Raw genomic sequence first — 19,612 nt, 5'->3', positions numbered from 1 at the left:
TTTGTCTGCTATATTGGACAGTATTGCTATATAGTGGACAGCAACGCATGCTACACACAGCGTTGGACAACTTTCAAGATACTTGGCCCTGGAGCCGGCGAAAAAAGTCGAGCGGACCTGGGTCGAGGGCGGGCAAAACATCGAGCCGTGACTTCAGGACAGCATGCGAGCGATGAGGCGGCCCGTGCCTGCCATGCACGTTGGTGCGGCGATGGAGAGCACATGCATTCGCGCGAGCACTTGCGCCCGAAACGCAAACAGGCCTCCAATTGGAGGCCTGTGCCGGGCGCCGTCAGGTGATCGGCTTGTGAATGGACTGGTCGCGACCGGTTCAGATGGCTGCCTCGCAGGGCGTGCACATGCGTTGCAACCACTCGATGTCATCGCGGCCGAGCAAGGGGCTCAGCGCCGACCTGACCACCTCATGATATCGGTCGAGCCATCGTCTCTCCGGCGGGGTCAGCAACTGGATGTCGGCAAGGCGCAGGTCGAGCGGCACCAGCGTCAGGCTCTTGAAGGCCATGAAGCCGTCGCCCGCCGCGACAACCTCGACCTGGTTTTCGAGCCGGATGCCGTATTTTCCCGCCCTGTAGTAACCGGGTTCGATTGTGGTCACCATGCCGGGCCGCAAGGCAATCTCGTTGACCCGCTTGTCGAAACGCTGCGGCTGCTCGTGCACCGACAGGAAGTGGCCGACGCCGTGCCCGGTGCCGTGGTCGTAATCGAGGCCGAGGTCCCAGAGCGGGCGCCGGGCGAAGGCGTCGATCTGGTGCCCGCAGGTTCCGGTCGGGAACTTCAACGTCAGCATCGAGATCAGCCCCTTGAGCACGGCCGTATAGGCGCGGCGGATTTCCGGGCTGATGCTGCCCAATGCCGTCGTACGCGTGGCATCGGTGGTGCCGGTCAGGTACTGCCCGCCGCTGTCCAGCAGATAGACATCGGCCGAGGTGATCGGCGTGTTGGTCTCGATGGTGGCGTTGTAGTGGCACATCGCGGCATTGCCGGCGGAGGCCGAGATCGTGCGGAAGCTCGGCTCGACGAACAGCCTGCTGTCGCGGCGATAGGTCAGGATGCGCTCTTCGGCCTCCAATTCGCTCACCGGCATGCCTTGGCTTTCGCGCGTGCGGCCGTAGCGGTCGAGCCAGGCCAGGAAACGCACCCAGGCCGCGCCATCCTGCTGATGGCAGTCGCGGAAACCTTGCAGCTCGATGTCGTTCTTTTCCATCTTGGCGAGTGTGATCGGGCTGCGGGTCAGCTTGATCTCGCCGCCACTGTCACGCGCCGCATGGACAACCGCCGACGGCGCGAAACCGGGATCGACGAGCGCTGTTCGCCCCTCGGCGAAGGCCGCGACGCGTTCCAGAAGGCGCGCCGGCTCGGCGATTGCGACCCCGTCGAGCTCCAAGTCGGAGAGATCGTTGGGCAGCTTGCGGTGGTCGACCAGCCACTCGGTGCGGCCGTCCTTGTCGAGGATCAGGAAGGAATGCGGCATCGGGTTGAACGCCACGTCGCGGCCACGCACGTTGAGCAGCCAGGAGATGTTGTCGGGTTGGGCCTCGACGAGGAAGTCGGCGCCCTGCGCCGCGACCAACTCCACGATACGACGCTTCTTGTCTGCAACGCTCTCGCCGGAATACTGGCGACCGAAAGCCATGATCGACCCCAGCGGCTTTTCCGGCTGGTCCGGCCAGATCGCATCGACGAGATCGCCCGGGGTCGCGACCCAGCTCCCGCCAGCTGATTCCACGGCGCGACCGCAATCCTGGTCCCAGGTCGAGGGCAAAAGCATCGCATTGAAGCCTACGCGCTGGCCTTCATCTATGTTCTTCGCCAGCCAATCCTTCAGCGGCGCATCGTAGAAATGCTCGACAGTGAAGGTGCCGAGATCGACCTCGTCGCGCACCTGCACCTGGTAGCGGCCGTCGACAAAGATTGCCGCCTTGTCGCGCATGACGATCGCGACGCCCGCCGAGCCGGTGAAGCCGGTGAGGTAGGCGAGCCGGCAGTCATGTGGCGCGCAATACTCGCTCTGGTGCTCGTCGAAGCGCGGCACGACGTAGCCGTCGAGCCCTTCTTCGGCGAGCTTGTGGCGCAGCGCTTCAACGCGGCCGGTCATGTCCAGCCTGTCGGTCGGTGTCATGTCGTCTGTCCTTGATCTGCAGATGGTCGCGGTCACACCGCTGATATGGTTTCGGTGAAGTGGCAGGCGGCCATACCGGCGCCGACAGGTCGCAGCGCTGGCTTTTCGATACGGCAGCGCTCGGCGGCATGCGGGCAGCGCACATGGAACGGGCAGCCCGGAGGGATGTCGAGCGGGCTCGGCAACTCGCCTGACAGCGCCGGCGCGCGCTTGCGGTCGGCCGGATCGAGCGACGGTGCCGCAGCCAGCAGGGCCTGCGAATACGGATGGCGCGGCCGCGCAAACAGTGCCTCGGACGGGCCGACCTCGACGATGGCGCCGAGATAGATCACCGCGACCCGGTGCGAGACGTGGCGCACCAGCCTGAGATCATGCGCAACGAACAGCACCGTCAGTCCGAGATTGTCCTGCAGCTCGAGCAGAAGGTTGACCACCTGCGCCTGAACCGAGACGTCGAGCGCTGACACAAGCTCGTCGGCGACGAGACAGATCGGCTCGAGCGACAGCGCACGCGCGATGCCGATGCGCTGGCGCTGCCCGCCGGAGAATTCGTGCGGGTACTTGTCGGCGGCACCCTCGGGCAGGCGCACGAGATCGAGCAACTCGTCTATGCGCCGCTCGATGGCAGCGCCTTCGCGCATCCTGTGCACCGAGATCGCCTCGCGCAGCGTATCGCGCACCGTCATGCGCGGGTTGAGCGAGGTATAGGGATCCTGGAACATCATCTGGACGCGCTTGTTGTAGGCGCGGCGTTTCGGTCCCTTGAGCCCGACGACGCTCTCACCCTCGAACAGAATGTCGCCGCCGCTCGGCTGGTGCAGTCCGGCGATACAGCGCGCCAGGGTCGACTTGCCGCAGCCGGACTCGCCGACGATGCCAAGCGTCTCGGCAGCCATGACGTCGAGATCGACGCCGTTGAGCGCCGACACGACCTGGCGCGGGCGGCGGGCGATGGCATCGGATAGCGAGCGTGGCTTTTCGAAGCGCATGGTGAGGTCGCGGATGGACAGCAGCGGCTTGGCCGGCTCCATGGTCAGCATGTTCATGACGCCGCCTCGTGTTGACGGAAGTGAGCGAGCGCCTCGGCGCGACGATGACAGGCCACCTGGTGATGCTGGCCGACGGCGGCAAGCGGGGGACGAACATCGCCGCATTCCAAACCGGCGACCGGACACCGCGCGGTGAAGGCGCAGCCCGGAGGCAGCGCGCTGAGTGACGGCGGTGCGCCGGGGATCGAGTAGAGCGGCGTGCGTGGGGCGACGTCGCGCGGGATCGAGCGCAAGAGCCCCAGCGCGTAGGGATGGCGGGCGTCGCCGATCACCTGGGTCGTCGTCCCCAGTTCGCACAGCCTGCCGCCATACATCACCGCCACCCGGTCGCAGGTCTGTGCCACCACGCCCATGTCATGGGTGACGAGGATCACCGCCATGCCGAGATCGCGGCTCAAAGACTGAATCAGGCGCAAGATCTGGTCCTGGATCGTAACGTCCAGCGCCGTCGTCGGCTCGTCGGCGAGCAGCAGCTGCGGGTTCGACGCCAACGCGATGGCGATCATGACGCGCTGGCGCATGCCGCCAGAGAACTCGTGCGGATAGTCGCCGAGCCGGTTGCGTGCAGCGGGGATGCCGACCATCTCAAGCAGTTCGACGGCCTTGGTCTTGCGGGCGCGGGCGTCGAGGTCGGTATGGGTGGCGAGGTTTTCGGAGATCTGCAGCCCCACCGTGAGCAGCGGATTGAGCGAAGACATCGGCTCCTGGAAGATCATTGCGATCTCGCGGCCGCGCACCTTGCGCAACGCCGCTTCGTCGAGCGCTGCGAGATCGCGGCCCTTCCAGAGGATTTCGCCGCCGACGCGGCCACGCGGACGGACGATGCCGAGGATCGAGCGCAAGGTGATGCTTTTGCCCGAGCCGGATTCGCCGACGAGGCCGAGGATCTCGCCGGCCTTGACGCTGAAGGAGACGTCGTCGACGGCGATCAGCGGCCGTTCTCGCGAACCAAATTCGGTTCTGAGGTGGCGCAGTTCGAGCACCGTATGTTGCCTGGGTTCGGACATCTCAGCGCCCCTTCGCTCGCAGCAGGTCGGCCAGCGCGTCACCGAGCAGGCTGAAGCCGAGGCCGGTGAGCACGATGGCGACACCCGGCATCAGGCTCATCCACCAGGCCGTGATCAGGAAGTTACGCCCCTCCGAGATCAGCACGCCCCATTCGGCCGCCGGCGGCTGCGCGCCGAGGCCGAGATAGCCGAGCGACGAGCCGAGCAGGATGGCCAGCGCCATGTCGGTCATCCAGTAGACGATTACAGGCGAAATCGCGTTGGGCAAAAGGTGGCGGAAGATGATGCGGCGGTCGGAAAAGCCGAGCACACGGCCGGCGGCGGCGTAGTCGTTGGCCTTCTGCGTCATGATCTCGGCGCGGGTGAGCCGGGCGTAATAGACCCAGTTCACCATGGTGATGGCGATGTACATGTTGACCAGGCCCGGCCCGAGCACGGCGACGATGGCGATGACCAGCACCAGGAACGGGAAGGTGATGATGGCATCGACGCAGCGCCCGAAGATGGTGTCGGCGATGCCCCCGTAATAGCCGACGAAGGCGCCCGCCGTGACGCCGATGGTCAGCGCGAAGATGGTGGCAAGCAGCGCCATCTGCATGTCGACACGGTAGGCCCAGATGACGCGTGAAAGAACGTCGCGGCCGAAATTGTCGGTGCCGAATGGATGGGCGAGGCTCGGTGGTTGCTGGATCGCCGTCATGTCGAAGGCGAGCGGATCGTAGGGTGCAAAGACCTGCGGACAGAGCGCCAGCAGGATCGAACAGGCGATGATGGCGAAGCCGATGACAAAGGACGGCCGGGCGAAGGCACGGCCGAGGAAGGCCAGCAAGCGGTTTGGCCTGCGCTGTGAAGTGTGACCGAGTGCACTCATGACTTGCGAAGCCTCGGATCGAGCAGCGACTGGACGACGTCGGTGAGCAGGAAGACGACCGAGACCATCACCGCGAAGGTCAAGGTCAAGCCCTGGATCAGCGGATAGTCGCGGGCAAAGATCGCTTCCAGCATCAGCCGGCCGACGCCGGGAATGGCAAACACTGTCTCGGTCACCAGCGTGCCGCTCATCAGGTTGCCGATCGACAGGCCGAGCAGGGTCACCGTCGAGACCAGCGCATTGCGCAGCACGTGGCGGGTCATGACGATGCGCGGCGTAAGCCCCTTGGCGCGGGCGAACTGGACATAGTCGGCGTCGAGCACCTCGATCAGCGAGGCGCGCAGGTTTCTGACGATGATGGCGGAGGTGTAGAGTGCAACGCTCAACGCCGGCAGCATCAGATGGTGCAAATTGCCGAGGAAGGTCGTGCCATAGCCGCCGACGGGGAACCAGCGCAACTGCGCGGCAAGCACGGTCAAAAGCACCAGCCCGATGTAGAACACCGGCATCGACAACCCGACCTGGAAGACGCCGCGGATGACGACGTCAGTCGTGGTGTTGGCACGCATGGCGGCAAGAAAGGCGAGTGGCCCGGCCAGGAGCACAGCAAGTGCAACGGCGTAGAGCGACAGGAAGATGGTGGTCGGCAATCGGCTGAGGATCACCTCGCTCACCGGCGCCTTCATCATGATCGAGCGGCCGAGATCACCTGACAGCGTGTTCTTGACGAAGACCATGAACTGCACTGGTAGCGGCTGGTCGAGGCCGAGATTGCGGCGGATCTGCTCGACCTGCGCATCGGTCGCCTTGGCCTCGGCCATGGCGATGGCTGGGTCACCGGGAAGCATGCGCACGAGCAGAAAGATGAAGACCATGACCAAAAGGAAGGTCGGGATGATCTGCAGCAGCCGCGCCGCGAGATATGAGAGAGAGGGCATTGGCTTCGCCTCGAAACACTCGCCTTGCAAAGAGGCGCGCCGGACGGATGGCCCGTCCGGCGCGCAGCGGTCACGCTTGGGTTACTTGGCGCGCCAGGCTTCCGAGAAGTCGTTGGCACCGAGCGGGGTCTGGACGTAATTCTCGACCGACTTCGACACGGCGACTGCGAAGGGCGTCTCATAGAGGAAGAGCAGCGGCGCTTCTGCGGCGTAGATTTCCTGCATGCGCTTGTATTCGTCCTTGCGCTTGGTTGGATCGACTTCGGAGTTCGACGCCTCGAACAGCGTGTTGAATTCCTGGTTGTTCCAGCCTGTGCCGACGGCCTGGCGCTGTTTGTAATAGCCGAGCCATCCAGTGACCTGGGCAGGGTCGTTGACGTCGTTGGCCCAGCCATAGGTGTGGATGTCGAACTCTCCATTGCGGTTCTTGGCGCCGCGCGTCGGGTTGTCGACCTGCTCGACCTTCAGATTGACGCCAAGCGGCGCCCACATCTGCTGCAGCGCGGTGAACAGCGTGGCGTCGTCGGCGCTGCCTGCGAGCGTGGTGAAGGTGATGTCGAGGCCGCCATCGGCGCCCGCTTCGGCCAGCAACTGCTTGGCCTTTTCCGGGTTGTAGGGATAGAGCGGCTCCGGTCCATAGTGCAGCTGGGTTGCTGCCGACATCAGCGAGGTCATTGGCTTGCCGGTGTCGAAGGTCACCAGCTTGATCAGCATGTTCTTGTCGGTAGCGTAGTTCAGCGCCTGGCGCACCTTGAGGTCGGCGAGCGGGTTCTTCGAGCCGTCCTTGCGGGTGTCGCGGGTATTGATCGGCGCATAGATGATGCGGGTCGAGGGAAATAGCTCCATCTTCAGACTGGCGTCGCCGCTGAGTTCGCCGACACGGGCGAACGGAATGAATTCGGCGACATCGACCTCGCCGGCCTGAAGCTTGAGGATGCGGGTGGCGTCATCTGGAATGACGACGAAATCGACGCCATCGAGATAGGGCAGCGACTTGCCGTCCTCGCCGGCGCGCCAGTAGTTCGGGTTCCTGGCGAAGCTCATGCTCGAACCGGCAACCCGGCTCTTCATCGTGAAAGGCCCTGACGTCACAGGGTTGTTGTCGAAATAGGCCTTGGCCTTTTCCTGGTCGTTGCTGCCTGATGCCTTTTCGAACGCCGCCCTGGAGATGATCCCGGTGTTGAAGGTGGCGAGGATCGAGGGGATCGTCGGATCGGGTTGCTTCAACGACAGCGTGACCTTGCCGCCCTCTGCCGCCACCTTTTCGACCGAGCCGAGCAGGCCGCCCCATGGCCCGTCGGGATTGCGGGCGCGATCGAGCGAAAAGACAACGTCGTCGCCCGTGATGGCCGAGCCATCGGAGAATTTCAGGCCGTCGCGCAGCTTGAGCGAGATCGACTTGCCATCGCCGGCGACCGCGTAGCTTTCGGCTAGGCCGGGCTCGATCGCGCCGTCGGCGCCGTTGCGCAGCAGCGTCTCATACAGGCTGGTGATCATCCACAGATCGGGATTGCGGTCGGCCCAGACCGGGTCGATGACGGTGGAGTCGTCATAACGGGCAAAGGTCATCGAGCCGCCGCGCTCGATCGCCAAAGCCGACGTCGCGGCGCCAAATCCCAGAGCTGCGCCGAGCAAAAGCGGCAAAAAGCGTTTCATGTCTTCTCCTCCTCTTGGCCTGCCGGCAATGCCGGCGCTACGCCTCGACGACCAGTTTGGATATTTTATCCAATCTTGCCGGACAATTTTCTTTGCGTCCGGATTGCCGCGAAGGCATTGTGCAGTTCCCCATCAAAGCGGCGGCGCGGTGGCCATTTGGCTTGCGCAACCAACTTTAGCTGGACTAAAGTTCATCGAAATTGTGAAGTCAAGCGGAAAGACAGTGATGCCCCTCGATATCGATGACGCGGCCGCAGGCACCGCGGACGCGCCGCATCCGGACATGCCTGCCGCCGCTTCGATCGGACAGATGTTGCGGGCGCGCCGCAAGCTGATCGGCAAGACGATGAAGCAGGTCGCGGCCGAGGCGGGCCTGACCGAAGGCTTCATCAGCCAGATCGAGCGCGGGATTTCGACGCCGTCGCTGATTTCGCTCTACAATGTCGCCAACGCGCTCGAAACCACCGTCGACACCTTCCTGTCGCAACCGCCGGAGCATGCCCACTCGATGGTCTCCCATGCCGGTGCGCGCCGCAGCTACAATGTCGAGACCAAGGAGCGGGTCTATGAACTGCTCGAACGCGGCTTTCCCGGTGCCCAGCTCAATGGCTGCATCACCCACATGCCACAAGGCTATGCCTCGGAGATCACGACCCATCAGGGCGAGGACTTTCTTTATCTGATCGAGGGCGAGATGCTCTACGAGATCGATGGCAAGGAATACCTGCTCAAGGCCGGCGACACGCTGCATTTCCCTGCTTCGCTGCCGCATCGTGCCCGCAACGTCGGCCCGGGTCCGGCGCGCGAGCTCTGGGTCGGCACCACGCGCATCATCTCCGAGACCTGACCCTACTGCTTTCGCGGCCAGGTGTCGGCGAGCCGGTAGCCTGCCGGCCAGGGATCGTCGGGATCGAGCATCACCTGGTGGGTTCCGGTGATCCAGGCGCGTCCGGAGATTTCCGGAACGATCGCCGGCCGGCCGGCGACTGACGTCTCGCCGACGATGCGGCAATCGAAGGTCGAATCGATGATCGAATGGCCGCTGAAACGCTGGCCGACCTTCATCAGTCCGCGTGCGTGCAGCACGGCCATGCGTGCCGAGCAGCCGGTGCCGGTCGGCGAGCGGTCGAGCTTGGCGGGCTGGATGACGACGGTGTTGCGGCCATGCAGGACGCCGTCCCTTTCTTCGACCGGAAGCGCCAACTGGCAAAACGAGATGTGGTCCCATTCGTGGTTCTCGGGATGCGAGAAGCCGAGCTGTTCATTGGCGGCGCGGGTGATCCTTATGCCGGTTTCGGCCAGCTCGCGCGCCTCGTCGGGCGTGACGGAAAATCCCAGCGCCTTCGCATCGGCGATGACGAAGCTGTCGCCGCCGTAAGCGGTGTCGACGGTCAGCGTGCCCAGGCCCTCGACTTCGAGCTTTGCGTCCAGCCTGTCGGCGAAGGACGGCACGTTGGTGACCGTGATCCGCTCGGCCTTGCCATTGCGGCAGCTGGCCACGACGTCGACAAGGCCGCCCGGCGCTTCAAGGACAAATCGTGTCTCCGGCTCCTGCATCGGCACGATGCCGCTGTCGAGCAGCACTGTCGAAACGCAGATCGAGTTGGACCCAGACATCGGCGGCGTGTCTTCCGGCTCCATGATGATGAAGCCCATCGCGGCACGCGGATCCTTGGGCGGCACCAAAAGATTGATGTGGCGAAACACGCCGCCGCGCGGCTCGTTGAGCACGAAATTGCGCAGGGTCTTGTCCTCGGCGATGAAGCGCCGCTGTTCCCATAGCGTCTCGCCAGGCGGCGACGCGACGCCGCCGACGATGACGTCGCCGACCTCGCCCTCGGCGTGGCACGACACGATATGGATCACCTTGCTTGTGCGCATCCTTCGCCTCCCCGTGAATTCGCCTTGTCGGCTTCCGGTACGATACCGGTCGCGTTGCCGTATCGTGCCTTAGCCGCACGCACCTTGGCACCCATAGAAACATCGGATCCAATATACAATCTGGAATATGCAATTGTGCGGGAAGAAGATGCTGGGCATGTTGCCCCACGCCGTCGCAGCACCTATCACCGAGGCTTGGCCGTTTGCCGCAATCCCGCAAGGTTGGACCGCAATGAAACTGGAGACCGTCGATATCAGGCAGGCCGCATCGGCGGCCGATATCGTCTACGAGGCGCTGCGCAAGGCGATCATCGAGGGTGACCTCGCCGAAGGCGAAAACCTGAGGCAGGACCAGATCGCCTCGATGTTCAACACCAGCCGCATCCCGGTGCGCGAGGCGCTGTCGCGGCTCGAGCAGAACGGCCTGATCACCACGCAGCGCTACAAGGGCGCAGTCGTTGCAGGCTTGTCGATCGAGGAGATCGAGGAGATATTCGAGTTCCGTGCGCTGATCGAGGCCGAGGTCATCCGACTGGCCGTGCCGAGGTTGACCGGTAAGACCCTCGACGCGGCCCGACGCCACTGCCAAGCGTTCGACAGCGAGGCCAATTCGGCGATGTGGGGCGAGATCAACCGCAACTTCCACTACAGCCTCTACGAGGCGGCGCGACGGCCCTACTACCTGCAGATCGTGCGGGCTTCGCTCGACCGCATCGACCGCTATTTGCGCGCCCAGTTGACGCTGACCAACGGCATGAGCCGGGCACGGCGCGAGCACAAGGGTATTCTCGATGCCTGTATCGCGGGCGATGCCGACAAGGCTGCCGAGCTCACCCGCGACCACATTCTCGGCGCCGGCCGCGCCCTGGTGACGTTCCTCGAGGAAACGCGCGGCAGGAACGACTGAGAGGGGCCTGCCGTCGCAGTGCCGTCCGGGGTGGCGCCTCTGGATGGCCATACGTTAGATTGAGCGTTTCCACGAAGGCGGCCACGACGATGAGGGCAGATTGGCCAGGATAGGTATCTTGTCGGCGCTTGTGCTGTCGGCCATGTGCACGCTCGCATCGCTTGCCGGCGCTGTCTGGGCGGCGGAGCGTCGTGACCTCGTCGTGGTCACTTCCTATCCGCCATCCTTCATCGAGCAGTTCCAGAGGGCATTTGAGCGCCGCAACGCCGACATCCGCCTCGTCGTCATCCAGCGCAACACGGCAAGCGCCAGCCGCTTCATCATCGAGAAGACGGAAGTTGCCGCCGACATCTTCTGGGCTTCCGCCGCCGATGCCTTCGAGCTGCTGAAGCGGACAGGTGAACTGCGACCGATCGCGCCGCGGCCAACCGGCGCACCTGCCAGGGTACTCGGTTATCCGGTCGACGATCCCGGCGGCTACTATCTCGGCTTCGCCTTGTCGGGCTATGGCTTCGTCTACAATCCATCCTATCTCGCACAGCACGGCCTGCCGGTCCCGCGCGACTGGCAGGACCTGATCAAGCCGGTCTATTCGGGACACATCGGCATCACCTCGCCGTCGCGCTCGGGCACGACGCACCTGATCGTCGAAGCGCTGCTGCAGACCTACGGCTGGGATCACGGCTGGGCGCTGCTGTCGCAGTTGGGCGGCAACCTGTCGACGGTCACGGCGCGCAGCTTCGGTGTTGCTTCCGGCGTCGCGCAGCGGCGCTTCGGCATCGGTATCACCATCGACTTCCTGGCGCGGGCACCGGATCTGGCCAATGCCGACAATGTCTTCATCACGCCACGCAATGCGGTCTTCGTGCCCGCAAGCATCGCCATCCTGTCGCGTTCGCGCAACATCGAGGGCGCGGAGCGCTTCGTCGATTTCGTTCTTTCGGAGGAGGGCCAGAAAATCCTGCTCACGCCGGTAGTCGGTCGCATTCCCGTGCTGGCGTCGTTGAACGGAGGGTTGCTGCCGCAGCAGGCTGGCGACGGCCTGCTGAAGTACCACAGCTTCGACCCCTCCGCCTCGGCAGCGCGATATGGACTCGTCAACCTCATGTTCGACGATTACATCGTGCGCCGCCGGGCAATGCTCGCGCGGTTGTGGAAGCGGCTTACCGATCTGGAGACGGCAAACATTGACGATCCGCAACGGCAAGAGATGCTGGGGAGGGCCCGTGCCTTGCTGAGCATGCCGCCGCTCTCGGCAGAGGAGATGACGAGCCTTGCCGACCCACTGAAGGCGGAATGGCCGCGCGGGGCGGTGCGCTCGCCCGAGCAGCAGGCATTCGCCCGCGCCTTGCGCAGCACCATCGAGCAAAACCTGGCTGCTGCAGAAAGCCTGATCATGACTGCGTCGCGTGATCCCGACAGTCTGCGTTATCAGCCATGGCGGCAATGATGGCGGTCGATCATCCCGGCGCTGCCGCAACCCGCGACTGGCGCTTTGGCATCGGCGCCCGCCTCGCTCTGGCCTTCATTGCCATTGTCGGCCTTGCCGTGGGCGCCTGCGTCGTCGGCTGGCTGTCTTACGAACGCCTGTCCGGAGAGCTGTCACGGATCGCCAACGAACAGATGCCGCAACTGGCTTACGCCTCCCGCCTCTCAACGGCGGGCGCCGACATCGGCTCGGTCACGGCGGTGTTGGCGGGGGCCGAGACGCGCAGCGAGTTCAACGAAATCCGCGCCACCTATGCCGAGCGGTTGAAGCTGCTGCAGTCATTGCTGGCCGAAAGCGATTCCAACTCGCCGGTCGGCGCCTTGCTGCCGCTTGCCAACGGGATCAACGACAATCTGCGTCAGATCGATGTCGCCGCCGGCAAGCGTTTCACACTGCTGGAGGCCATGCGCTCGGATATCGACGAACTCAGATGGGTGCAGGCCGACCTGCTCGACGAAGCCGAGCCGCTGGTCGAGGATATCCGTTTCAACATCGAGGCCGAAACACGTAACAGCCAGGGAGCGGCAGCGCTGGCCGAACAGCGCAAGAGTGAAGCGCTGCTGACTGCAGTGTCGCAGGCCAATCTTGCGACAGGCCTCATCGGTCGGCTGGTGAATGCCACCACGGCCGAGGAGGTGCAGGAAACCAACGCCTTCCTCGGCGACAGCGCCGACGAACTGGCCAACCGGCTGGGAACGCTTGGCAACTGGCCGGACAGCATCACCGTGCGCCAGTTGAGCGGCCGCATCCTTGAGCAATCCAACGCCCAGACCGGGATCCCGAACCGCAAGCGCTCGGAGATGATCGAGGCGGCCAGGCTGACCGAGCTTGCCGGCCAGAACGGTCGGCTGGTCGACGAGCTCGGCCGCAAGATCGCAGCCGAAGTCGTAGCGATCGAGGCAAGTGCCAATGCCGCCGCCAAACGTGCCGCTGCGGCCATCGACACCGGGCGCAAGCTGCTGGCGGCGATCGCCGTCCTGTCCGTGGTGCTGGCGTTGGGGATCGGCATCTTCTACGTCCAGCGCAACCTGCTCAGCCGCATTCGCTTGCTTGCTGACGAAGCTGGCGCCATCAGCAGCGGCAGGCCGACGGCCGCAGCATTGCCCGAAGGCGCCGACGAACTCGGCGATCTCGCCCATGCGCTGACGATGTTCCGGCAAACCCGCGACGAGCTTGTCCAGTCGGCAAAGCTCGCTGCCCTCGGCCAGATGGCCGCCGGTATCGGCCACGAGCTCAACCAGCCTCTGGCTGCCATCCGCGCCCACATCCACAGCGGCTCGACGCTGATATCGCGCGGCAAGGGCGAGCAGGCGCTGGTCAACCTGGACAAGATCAAGGCGCTGACCGGCCGGATGGCCGACCATATCAGCCACATCAGGCGCTTTGCCCGCCGCCCGGACGCGAAGCTCAGGCCGACTGACATCTCCGCCTGCGTGCGCGATGCGCTTGCGCTGCTCGAGCACCGCTTCGAAGAGGAAGGCGTCGTTCTCGACGTCAGCCTGCCTGACGCTGGTCGGGCCAATGTGATGGCCGAGCCGGTGCGGCTCGAACAGGTCGCGGTCAATCTGGTTGCCAATGCGCTCGACGCCGTCAAGGGCCAGCCCGAGAGGCATGTCAGTGTCCTGGTGGAACCAGACGGGGCGGGTGCCCGCCTGATCGTCGGCGATACCGGCATGGGCATCGCGCCAACCGATGTCGGTGCGGTGTTCGATCCGTTCTTTACCACCAAGCCGGTCGGGTCCGGCCTCGGGCTCGGCTTGTCGATTTCCTACAACATCGTCAAGGATTTCGGCGGCGACATTTCGATCCTCGAGACCGGTCCGCAAGGCACCCGCTTTCTTGTTAGCCTGAAAGGACCTGAATGACGCCCGACATCATCCTGATCGATGACGACGCCAACGTGCTTGACGCCTGCCGCGAAGTGCTGGAGCTCGAAGAGCTGCGCGTGGCCGCGCATGGGTCGGTCAAATCGGCGCTCGCCGGATTGAGGGCAGACACCTCGGCCGTCATCGTTTCGGACGTGCGCATGCCCGATCATGACGGCTTCGATCTGGTGGCGGCGGTACGCAAGATCGACCGCGAAATTCCCATCATCCTGATGTCTGGCCATGGCGACATTCCGATGGCGCTGCGGGCGATGCGCGACGGTGCCTGGGACTTTCTCGAAAAGCCCGCCGATCCGCTGCACCTGATCGAGACGGTGCGCCGGGCCCGTGAACACCGGCATCTTGTCATCGAAAACCGGCAGCTTCGGCTGTCGTCGGAGACGGACGCCTGGGAGACGCGGCTGATCGGGCATTCCGCGCCGATGGTCGCCTTGCGTGAGAAGCTGAAGCGGATCGCAGGTGCTGCTACCGACGTCCTGGTCATCGGCGAAACCGGCACCGGCAAGGAAGTGACGGCGCGCGCCATCCACGATTTCAGCGGTCGCAAGGGGCGCTTCGTTGCGGTCAATTGCGGGGCAATCCCCGAGACCATGCTGGAAACCGAGCTTCTCGGCCACGAGGCCGGCGCCTTCACCGGCGCCCGCGAGCGCCGGATCGGCAAGATCGAACACGCCAGCGGCGGCACGCTGTTTCTCGACGAGATCGAATCGATGCCGCTCGTCGCCCAGGTACGGCTGCTGCGCGTGCTTCAGGAGCGGGTCATCGAGCGGCTCGGCTCGAATGTCGAGCTGCCAGTCGATATCAAGGTCGTCGCGGCGACCAAGGCGGACCTGCATCAGCTGGCACGGCAAGGCAAGTTCCGCGAGGATCTTGTCTTCCGTCTCGATATCGCCCGCGTCGAGATTCCGCCGCTTGCCGCCCGCAAGAGCGATGTCGGCCTGCTGTTTCGCCATTTTCTCGGACTCGCTGCCAAGCGCCAGGGGCGAACGGCCCCCAAGGTGGAAGCTGCCTGGCTGGCCGAGCTCGAAAGCAGGCCGTGGCCGGGAAACGTTCGCGAGCTTCGCAACGTCGCCGAGCGTTTCATGCTTGGTCTGGAAGATCATGCGATGTTCGACAGGCCAGCCGGCAACAGCGACAGCCTCGAGGCGCGGATGGACCGGCACGAACGGGCCGTCATACTCGACAGCCTGGCTCATCACGACGGCCGGATCGGCGCCACGGCCGACACGCTCGGCATTTCGCGCAAGACGCTTTATCTCAAGATGCGCAAGTTCGGCATCTCGGTGGCCGGCGAGGGCGAAGGCGACTAGGCACCGTCCGGCGCGCGCAATGTTACCCGTCTGACCCATGCCATCAGGCCGGATGTTACCTCCATTTCCCATGTCGCACACTGAAAGCCTTGATTTCGGGGCTTTCGCCAATTGGCACGCGCCTTGCTGTCCATGAAGTGGCCGCCGGCATTTGGCGGTGTCATTGGGAGGAGTACCTATGTTGAAGACCATTGCCGCGGCGATGCTGGTTTCGGCCGCCGCCATTTCGACCGCCTACGCCCAGGATGGCGGCAAGGTGACCGTCGTCACCTCCTTTTCCAAGGATGTGACCGACCCGTTCAAGGCCAGCTTCGAGGCGGCCAATCCGGGCTTCACGCTCGACGTCCAGAACAAGAGCACAAGCTCGGGCGTGAAGTATCTCGATGAAATCAAGGCCAACAACCAAGTCGACCTGTTCTGGGCATCGGCGCCCGACGCCTTCGACAGCCTCAAGGGCAAAAGCCTGCTGGCCAAGTTCGCGCCATCGGTGACCGGGTTGCCGGAAAAAGTCGGCTCCTATCCTGTGAACGATCCGGACGGCTTCTACTTCGGCTTCGCGGCCTCAGGTTACGGCATCATGTGGAACGACCGCTATCTCGAGGCCAACAACTTGCCCAAGCCGGCTGAGTGGAGCGATCTGACCAAGCCCGAATTCCACGACCACGTCGCCATCGCAGCACCCTCGCGTTCGGGCACGACGCACCTGACCATCGAGACCGTGCTGCAGGGCGAAGGCTGGGACAAGGGCTGGGGCACGCTGAAGGGTATCGGCGGCAACCTGCAGCAGGTGACCGAGCGCTCCTTCGGCGTTCCGGATGCAGTCAACTCTGGCCAGGCCGGCATCGGCATCGTCATCGACTTCTTTGCCTTCTCGGCGCAGGCCGGTGGCTTCCCGGTCAGCTTCGTCTACCCGTCGGTGACGACGGTGGTGCCGGCGAACATCGGCATCGTCGCCAACGCCCCGAACCAGAAAGGCGCCGAAACCTTCGTCAACTACCTGCTCTCGGAGAAGGGTCAGGCAGTCCTGCTCGAGCCGTCGATCCGCCGCTTGCCGATCAACCCCGCGCTCTATGCGAACGCGCCTGAAGGCTTCCCGAATCCGTTCAAGGATCCACGCTTCCAGTCGATGATCACCTTCGCTTCCGATGTGTCGAAAAAGCGCACGGATGTCGTCGACACGCTGTTCGACCAGTTGATCTCGTTCCAGCTCGATCCGCTGAAGGGCGCGACCAAGGCGATCTACGCCGCCGAAAAGGCGCTTGCCGCCAAGGACGTGGCGGAAGCGCGCACGCTGGTCGACGAAGCGCGTGCCCTGATCTCGGCAATGCCCGTCACGGCCGACGAGGCCGCCAGCCCGCAGATCCGCGACGCCTTCACCGGTGGCGAGCAGAAGACCGCGCGCCAGGCCGAGCTCGAGCAGCAGTGGGCGGCATTTGCGACCAAGAACTACGCCGAGGCCCAGGCCAAGGCGGAAAAGGCACTGTCCCTCGTCGACTGAGACGTCAGGGCAACAGCGGCCGCCTGCCTGGCGCGGGCGGCCAACCTCTTCACATCCTTGATAGCAGGCGATCCTGGCGCATCGATGCGGCCGGGCCAGCCGATATCATTTCGGAGTCTGCCTCATGGCTTTTGTTACTTCGTTCCCGCTGCGGCGGGTTACCGCCAAGCCCGGCCAGATCGCCGCGGTGGCGTTGATCGGCCTGTTCCTGGCGATCTTCCTGATCGTTCCCGCGGGAACCGTGATCTACACGGCCTTCACCGAGAAGGGCACCGGCGCCCTGACCTTCGTCAACTTTCTGGATTTCTTCGCCACCGACCTGTTCCGCCGTTCGTTCTTCAACTCGGTCTATGTCGCCGGCATGTCGGTCGTGTGGGCGACGCTGATTGCGCTGCCGCTCGCCGTGTTGACGACGCGCTTCGATTTTCGCGGTTCGATGGTCATCCAGACATTGGGCTTCGTGCCGCTGATCATGCCGCCCTTCGTCGGCGCGGTGGCGATGCAACTGCTGTTCGGCCGCAACGGCACCGTCAACCTGCTGCTCAATGACTGGTTCGGCGTCCGCATCCCCTTCATGGAAGGGTTGAACGGCGTCATCTTCGTTCAGTCGCTGCACTATTTTCCGTTCATCCTGATCAATCTCTCGACCAGCCTGCGCAACATCGACCGGTCGATGGAAGAGGCAGCCCAGAACCTCGGCTCGTCCGGCTTCCGCCTGTTCCGCCGCATCGTGTTTCCACTGTCGATGCCGGGCTATCTCGCCGGCGCTTCTCTGGTGTTCGTCAAGGTTTTCGACGACCTCGCCACGCCGCTGCTGCTCAACGTCAAGGACATGCTGGCGCCGCAGGCCTATCTGCGCGTCACCTCGGTCGGTCTGACCGATCCCATGGGCTACGTCATCTCGGTGATCCTGATCATCGTTTCGATCTTCGCCATGTGGCTGTCGGCCGTTGCGATGCGCGGCAAGGACTATTCGACCGTGCAGCGCGGCGGCGGCGGCCTGATGCGCCGGAGCCTGAGCCGTGGCGAGAGCATCGTCGCCTATGGCGTCGTCGGCTTCATCCTGCTGCTCGTCCTGTCGCCGCATATCGGCCTGCTGCTGCTGTCCTTTGCGACCGTCTGGTCCTACAGCCCGCTGCCTGACGATTTCACCATGGTTCACTACGCCAGGGTGTTCGACGAAAGCTCTGTCTACATCAAGAACACGCTGATCTATGCCTCGCTTGCCGGGCTGATCGACGTCGTCATCGGTGGCGCCATCGCCTATCTCGTGCTGCGCACCAAGGTCGTCGGCCGCCGCTGGCTCGACTGGGCGGCAACCTCAGCCCTGGCGATTCCCGGCGTCGTCCTCGGCATCGGTTATCTCCGCACCTTTTATGGCGTGACGTTGCCTGATGGCACGCCACTGGCGACGTTGTGGGTGATGGTCGTTCTGGCGCTGGCGATCCGCCGCCTGCCATATGCCTTGCGCGCCTGCTACGCCGCCTTGCAGCAGGTGTCGGAATCGCTCGAGGAGGCTGCCGAAAATCTCGGTGCCACAAAGCAGCGTACGATCCGCCGGATCGTGCTGCCGCTGATGACCGGCGGTTTGCTCGCCGGCTTCGTCACCAGCTTCTCGACAGCGGCGGTTGAGCTTTCGGCGACGCTGATGCTGATCCAGAGCAACTCGGACGCACCGATCGCCTACGGCATCTACGTCTTCATGCAGTCGCCGGCAGGGCGTGGGCCAGGTGCCGCGCTCGGGGTCATCGCCGTCATCATGGTGGCGCTGTGCACCTTGCTTTCGCACTACGTCATCGAACGCCGGCAAAAGGCCATCGGGTCGGCCAAATAGGAACTTGGGGAGAGAACAATGAACATGAACGCTAGCACCACCGGCCTTGCGCCAAGCCCCGCCAAGGCGATCAGCATTCGCGACGTCAACCTGTTCTACGGCGACCTGCAGGTGCTGAAGGACATCAATCTTGAAATCCAGCCGGGCGAATTCTTTGCCTTTCTCGGGCCTTCGGGCTGCGGCAAGACCACCTTGCTCAGGCTGATCGCCGGCTTCAACACCGCCCGCCAGGGCAGCGTGGTCGTCGGCGGCGTCGACGTACTCGACATGCCGCCCTGGAAACGTGACATCGGCATGGTGTTCCAGTCCTATGCCTTGTGGCCGCACATGACGGTGGCCCGCAACGTCGCCTTCGGACTGGAAGAGCGCCGGTTGCCGCGGGCCGAGGTAGAGCGCCGTGTCGATGCCGCGCTCAACCTGGTTGGGCTCAAGCATCTGGCCGGGCGGCGTCCCGCCCAGCTGTCGGGCGGACAGCAGCAGCGCGTCGCGCTCGCCCGCACCATCGCCATCGAGCCCAAGGTGCTGCTGCTCGACGAGCCGTTGTCGAACCTCGACGCCAAGATGCGTGTCGAGGTGCGGCGCGAGCTGCGTGAATTGCAGCAGCGGCTGCAGCTGACGACCATCTTCGTTACCCACGACCAGGAGGAGGCCAACACCGTCTGCGACCGCATCGCCGTGTTCAACGAAGGCCGAATCCAGCAGGTCGGCACGCCGATGGGGCTGTATGAGAAGCCGGCGAACCTGTTCGTCGCCAACTTCCTCGGCACGGCGAACATCCTTGACGGCCATGTCGTCGGAAGCGGTGCGGATCGCCTGTTCGAAGTGCCGGGTGCGGGCAGTATTCCTATCCCGGCAGGGACCACCGTGCCACGCGGCGCCAAGCTCGTCTTCCGGCCGCAATACGCAACCATCGGCACCGTTGCATCAGACGCCGTGGCGCTGGCAGGAACCATCACACATCGAGAGTTTCTCGGCGCAACCGTGCGCTACGGCGTGCAGGTTGGCACCGCGTCGGTGTTGGTGGACGTGCCCTTCCATTCCGGTGACGCACTGCTCGAAACTGGCGCCCGGACGTCGGTCGGGCTGCAGCCCTCGTCGGCGCAATGGCTCGCCGAATGACATCATGGCCGCCGGCATCGCTCGGCG

Annotated in this window: 15 protein-coding genes; 8 read left to right on the top strand and 7 right to left on the bottom strand. The window is 64.3% G+C overall.

Features of this window, described 5'->3' with window-relative positions; all coding sequences use genetic code 11:
- Positions 1-331: 331 nt before the first annotated feature.
- The 6 genes from IG197_RS28310 to IG197_RS28285 all read right to left on the bottom strand — a co-directional run bounded on the left by IG197_RS28310 (position 332) and on the right by IG197_RS28285 (position 7,661).
- Positions 332-2,140 carry an aminopeptidase P family protein gene (locus tag IG197_RS28310; protein ID WP_192320407.1) on the bottom strand — a complete coding sequence of 603 codons (1,809 nt, stop codon included), beginning with the start codon at positions 2,138-2,140 and terminating at the stop codon, positions 332-334.
- 32 nt (positions 2,141-2,172) lie between these two features.
- Positions 2,173-3,186 carry an ABC transporter ATP-binding protein gene (locus IG197_RS28305; protein WP_371746582.1) on the bottom strand — a complete coding sequence of 338 codons (1,014 nt, stop codon included), beginning with the start codon at positions 3,184-3,186 and terminating at the stop codon, positions 2,173-2,175.
- On the bottom strand, positions 3,183-4,196 hold the full coding sequence (locus IG197_RS28300; protein ID WP_192320405.1) for an ABC transporter ATP-binding protein: 1,014 nt from the start codon (positions 4,194-4,196) through the stop codon (positions 3,183-3,185). The genes IG197_RS28305 and IG197_RS28300 overlap by 4 nt, the downstream gene beginning before the upstream one ends.
- Before the next feature lies 1 nt (position 4,197).
- Complete coding sequence (locus IG197_RS28295) at positions 4,198-5,067, bottom strand: ABC transporter permease (RefSeq protein WP_192320403.1); 870 nt, start codon at positions 5,065-5,067, stop codon at positions 4,198-4,200.
- A complete protein-coding gene (locus tag IG197_RS28290) occupies positions 5,064-6,005 on the bottom strand; it encodes an ABC transporter permease (RefSeq protein WP_192320402.1) in 942 nt (313 codons plus the stop codon). The genes IG197_RS28295 and IG197_RS28290 overlap by 4 nt, the downstream gene beginning before the upstream one ends.
- An 81-nt stretch (positions 6,006-6,086) precedes the next feature.
- Positions 6,087-7,661, bottom strand: a complete 1,575-nt coding sequence (locus IG197_RS28285) for an ABC transporter substrate-binding protein (RefSeq protein WP_192320400.1) — start codon at positions 7,659-7,661, stop codon at positions 6,087-6,089.
- A gap of 226 nt (positions 7,662-7,887) precedes the next feature.
- Here IG197_RS28285 and IG197_RS28280 point away from each other — a divergent pair, with 226 nt between their 5' ends.
- Positions 7,888-8,508, top strand: coding sequence for a helix-turn-helix domain-containing protein (locus IG197_RS28280; RefSeq protein WP_192320398.1), 621 nt, complete (start codon positions 7,888-7,890; stop codon positions 8,506-8,508).
- Positions 8,509-8,510: 2 nt separating this feature from the next.
- Here the strand turns inward: IG197_RS28280 and IG197_RS28275 are convergent, their stop codons facing one another.
- Positions 8,511-9,542: a proline racemase family protein gene (locus IG197_RS28275; protein WP_067967643.1), complete on the bottom strand. Its 1,032-nt coding sequence runs from the start codon at positions 9,540-9,542 to the stop codon at positions 8,511-8,513.
- Positions 9,543-9,774: 232 nt separating this feature from the next.
- On the opposite strand from IG197_RS28275, the gene IG197_RS28270 reads away from it, so the two are divergent.
- The 7 genes from IG197_RS28270 (at position 9,775) to IG197_RS28240 (ending at position 19,585) form a co-directional block, all read left to right on the top strand.
- A complete protein-coding gene (locus tag IG197_RS28270; protein WP_192320642.1) occupies positions 9,775-10,449 on the top strand; it encodes a GntR family transcriptional regulator in 675 nt (224 codons plus the stop codon).
- Between the two features lie 118 nt (positions 10,450-10,567).
- On the top strand, positions 10,568-11,899 hold the full coding sequence (locus IG197_RS28265; RefSeq protein ID WP_192320396.1) for an ABC transporter substrate-binding protein: 1,332 nt from the start codon (positions 10,568-10,570) through the stop codon (positions 11,897-11,899).
- Positions 11,887-13,803, top strand: coding sequence for an ATP-binding protein (locus IG197_RS28260; RefSeq protein WP_246765454.1), 1,917 nt, complete (start codon positions 11,887-11,889; stop codon positions 13,801-13,803). Before IG197_RS28265 ends, IG197_RS28260 begins: the two co-directional genes overlap by 13 nt.
- A complete protein-coding gene (locus IG197_RS28255; protein WP_192320394.1) occupies positions 13,800-15,134 on the top strand; it encodes a sigma-54 dependent transcriptional regulator in 1,335 nt (444 codons plus the stop codon). Before IG197_RS28260 ends, IG197_RS28255 begins: the two co-directional genes overlap by 4 nt.
- A gap of 178 nt (positions 15,135-15,312) precedes the next feature.
- Positions 15,313-16,632, top strand: a complete 1,320-nt coding sequence (locus IG197_RS28250; protein WP_192320392.1) for an ABC transporter substrate-binding protein — start codon at positions 15,313-15,315, stop codon at positions 16,630-16,632.
- 124 nt (positions 16,633-16,756) lie between these two features.
- The gene (locus IG197_RS28245; protein ID WP_192320390.1) at positions 16,757-18,466 is read left to right on the top strand and encodes an iron ABC transporter permease; all 1,710 of its coding nucleotides are present in this window, start codon (positions 16,757-16,759) and stop codon (positions 18,464-18,466) included.
- Between the two features lie 24 nt (positions 18,467-18,490).
- Positions 18,491-19,585, top strand: a complete 1,095-nt coding sequence (locus IG197_RS28240) for an ABC transporter ATP-binding protein (RefSeq protein ID WP_246340752.1) — start codon at positions 18,491-18,493, stop codon at positions 19,583-19,585.
- Positions 19,586-19,612: the final 27 nt, after the last annotated feature.

Source organism: Aminobacter sp. SR38 (assembly GCF_014843375.1).
Classification (GTDB): Bacteria; Pseudomonadota; Alphaproteobacteria; order Rhizobiales; family Rhizobiaceae; genus Aminobacter; species Aminobacter ciceronei.
Note: the sequence above shows the minus strand (reverse complement) of the source record. Positions and strands in the feature narration are given on the sequence as shown.

What these genes read in the sequence shown, in the direction of transcription:
- IG197_RS28290 (WP_192320402.1), bottom strand. Translation starts at nt 6,005, where the DNA reads ATGCCCTCTCTCTCATATCTCGCGGCGCGGCTGCTGCAGATCATCCCG.
- IG197_RS28285 (WP_192320400.1), bottom strand. Translation starts at nt 7,661, where the DNA reads ATGAAACGCTTTTTGCCGCTTTTGCTCGGCGCAGCTCTGGGATTTGGC.
- IG197_RS28275 (WP_067967643.1), bottom strand. Translation starts at nt 9,542, where the DNA reads ATGCGCACAAGCAAGGTGATCCATATCGTGTCGTGCCACGCCGAGGGC.
- IG197_RS28245 (WP_192320390.1), top strand. Translation starts at nt 16,757, where the DNA reads ATGGCTTTTGTTACTTCGTTCCCGCTGCGGCGGGTTACCGCCAAGCCC.
- IG197_RS28300 (WP_192320405.1), bottom strand. Translation starts at nt 4,196, where the DNA reads ATGTCCGAACCCAGGCAACATACGGTGCTCGAACTGCGCCACCTCAGA.
- IG197_RS28250 (WP_192320392.1), top strand. Translation starts at nt 15,313, where the DNA reads ATGTTGAAGACCATTGCCGCGGCGATGCTGGTTTCGGCCGCCGCCATT.
- IG197_RS28255 (WP_192320394.1), top strand. Translation starts at nt 13,800, where the DNA reads ATGACGCCCGACATCATCCTGATCGATGACGACGCCAACGTGCTTGAC.
- IG197_RS28310 (WP_192320407.1), bottom strand. Translation starts at nt 2,140, where the DNA reads ATGACACCGACCGACAGGCTGGACATGACCGGCCGCGTTGAAGCGCTG.
- IG197_RS28305 (WP_371746582.1), bottom strand. Translation starts at nt 3,186, where the DNA reads ATGAACATGCTGACCATGGAGCCGGCCAAGCCGCTGCTGTCCATCCGC.
- IG197_RS28295 (WP_192320403.1), bottom strand. Translation starts at nt 5,067, where the DNA reads ATGAGTGCACTCGGTCACACTTCACAGCGCAGGCCAAACCGCTTGCTG.
- IG197_RS28270 (WP_192320642.1), top strand. Translation starts at nt 9,775, where the DNA reads ATGAAACTGGAGACCGTCGATATCAGGCAGGCCGCATCGGCGGCCGAT.
- IG197_RS28280 (WP_192320398.1), top strand. Translation starts at nt 7,888, where the DNA reads ATGCCCCTCGATATCGATGACGCGGCCGCAGGCACCGCGGACGCGCCG.
- IG197_RS28240 (WP_246340752.1), top strand. Translation starts at nt 18,491, where the DNA reads ATGAACGCTAGCACCACCGGCCTTGCGCCAAGCCCCGCCAAGGCGATC.
- IG197_RS28260 (WP_246765454.1), top strand. Translation starts at nt 11,887, where the DNA reads ATGGCGGCAATGATGGCGGTCGATCATCCCGGCGCTGCCGCAACCCGC.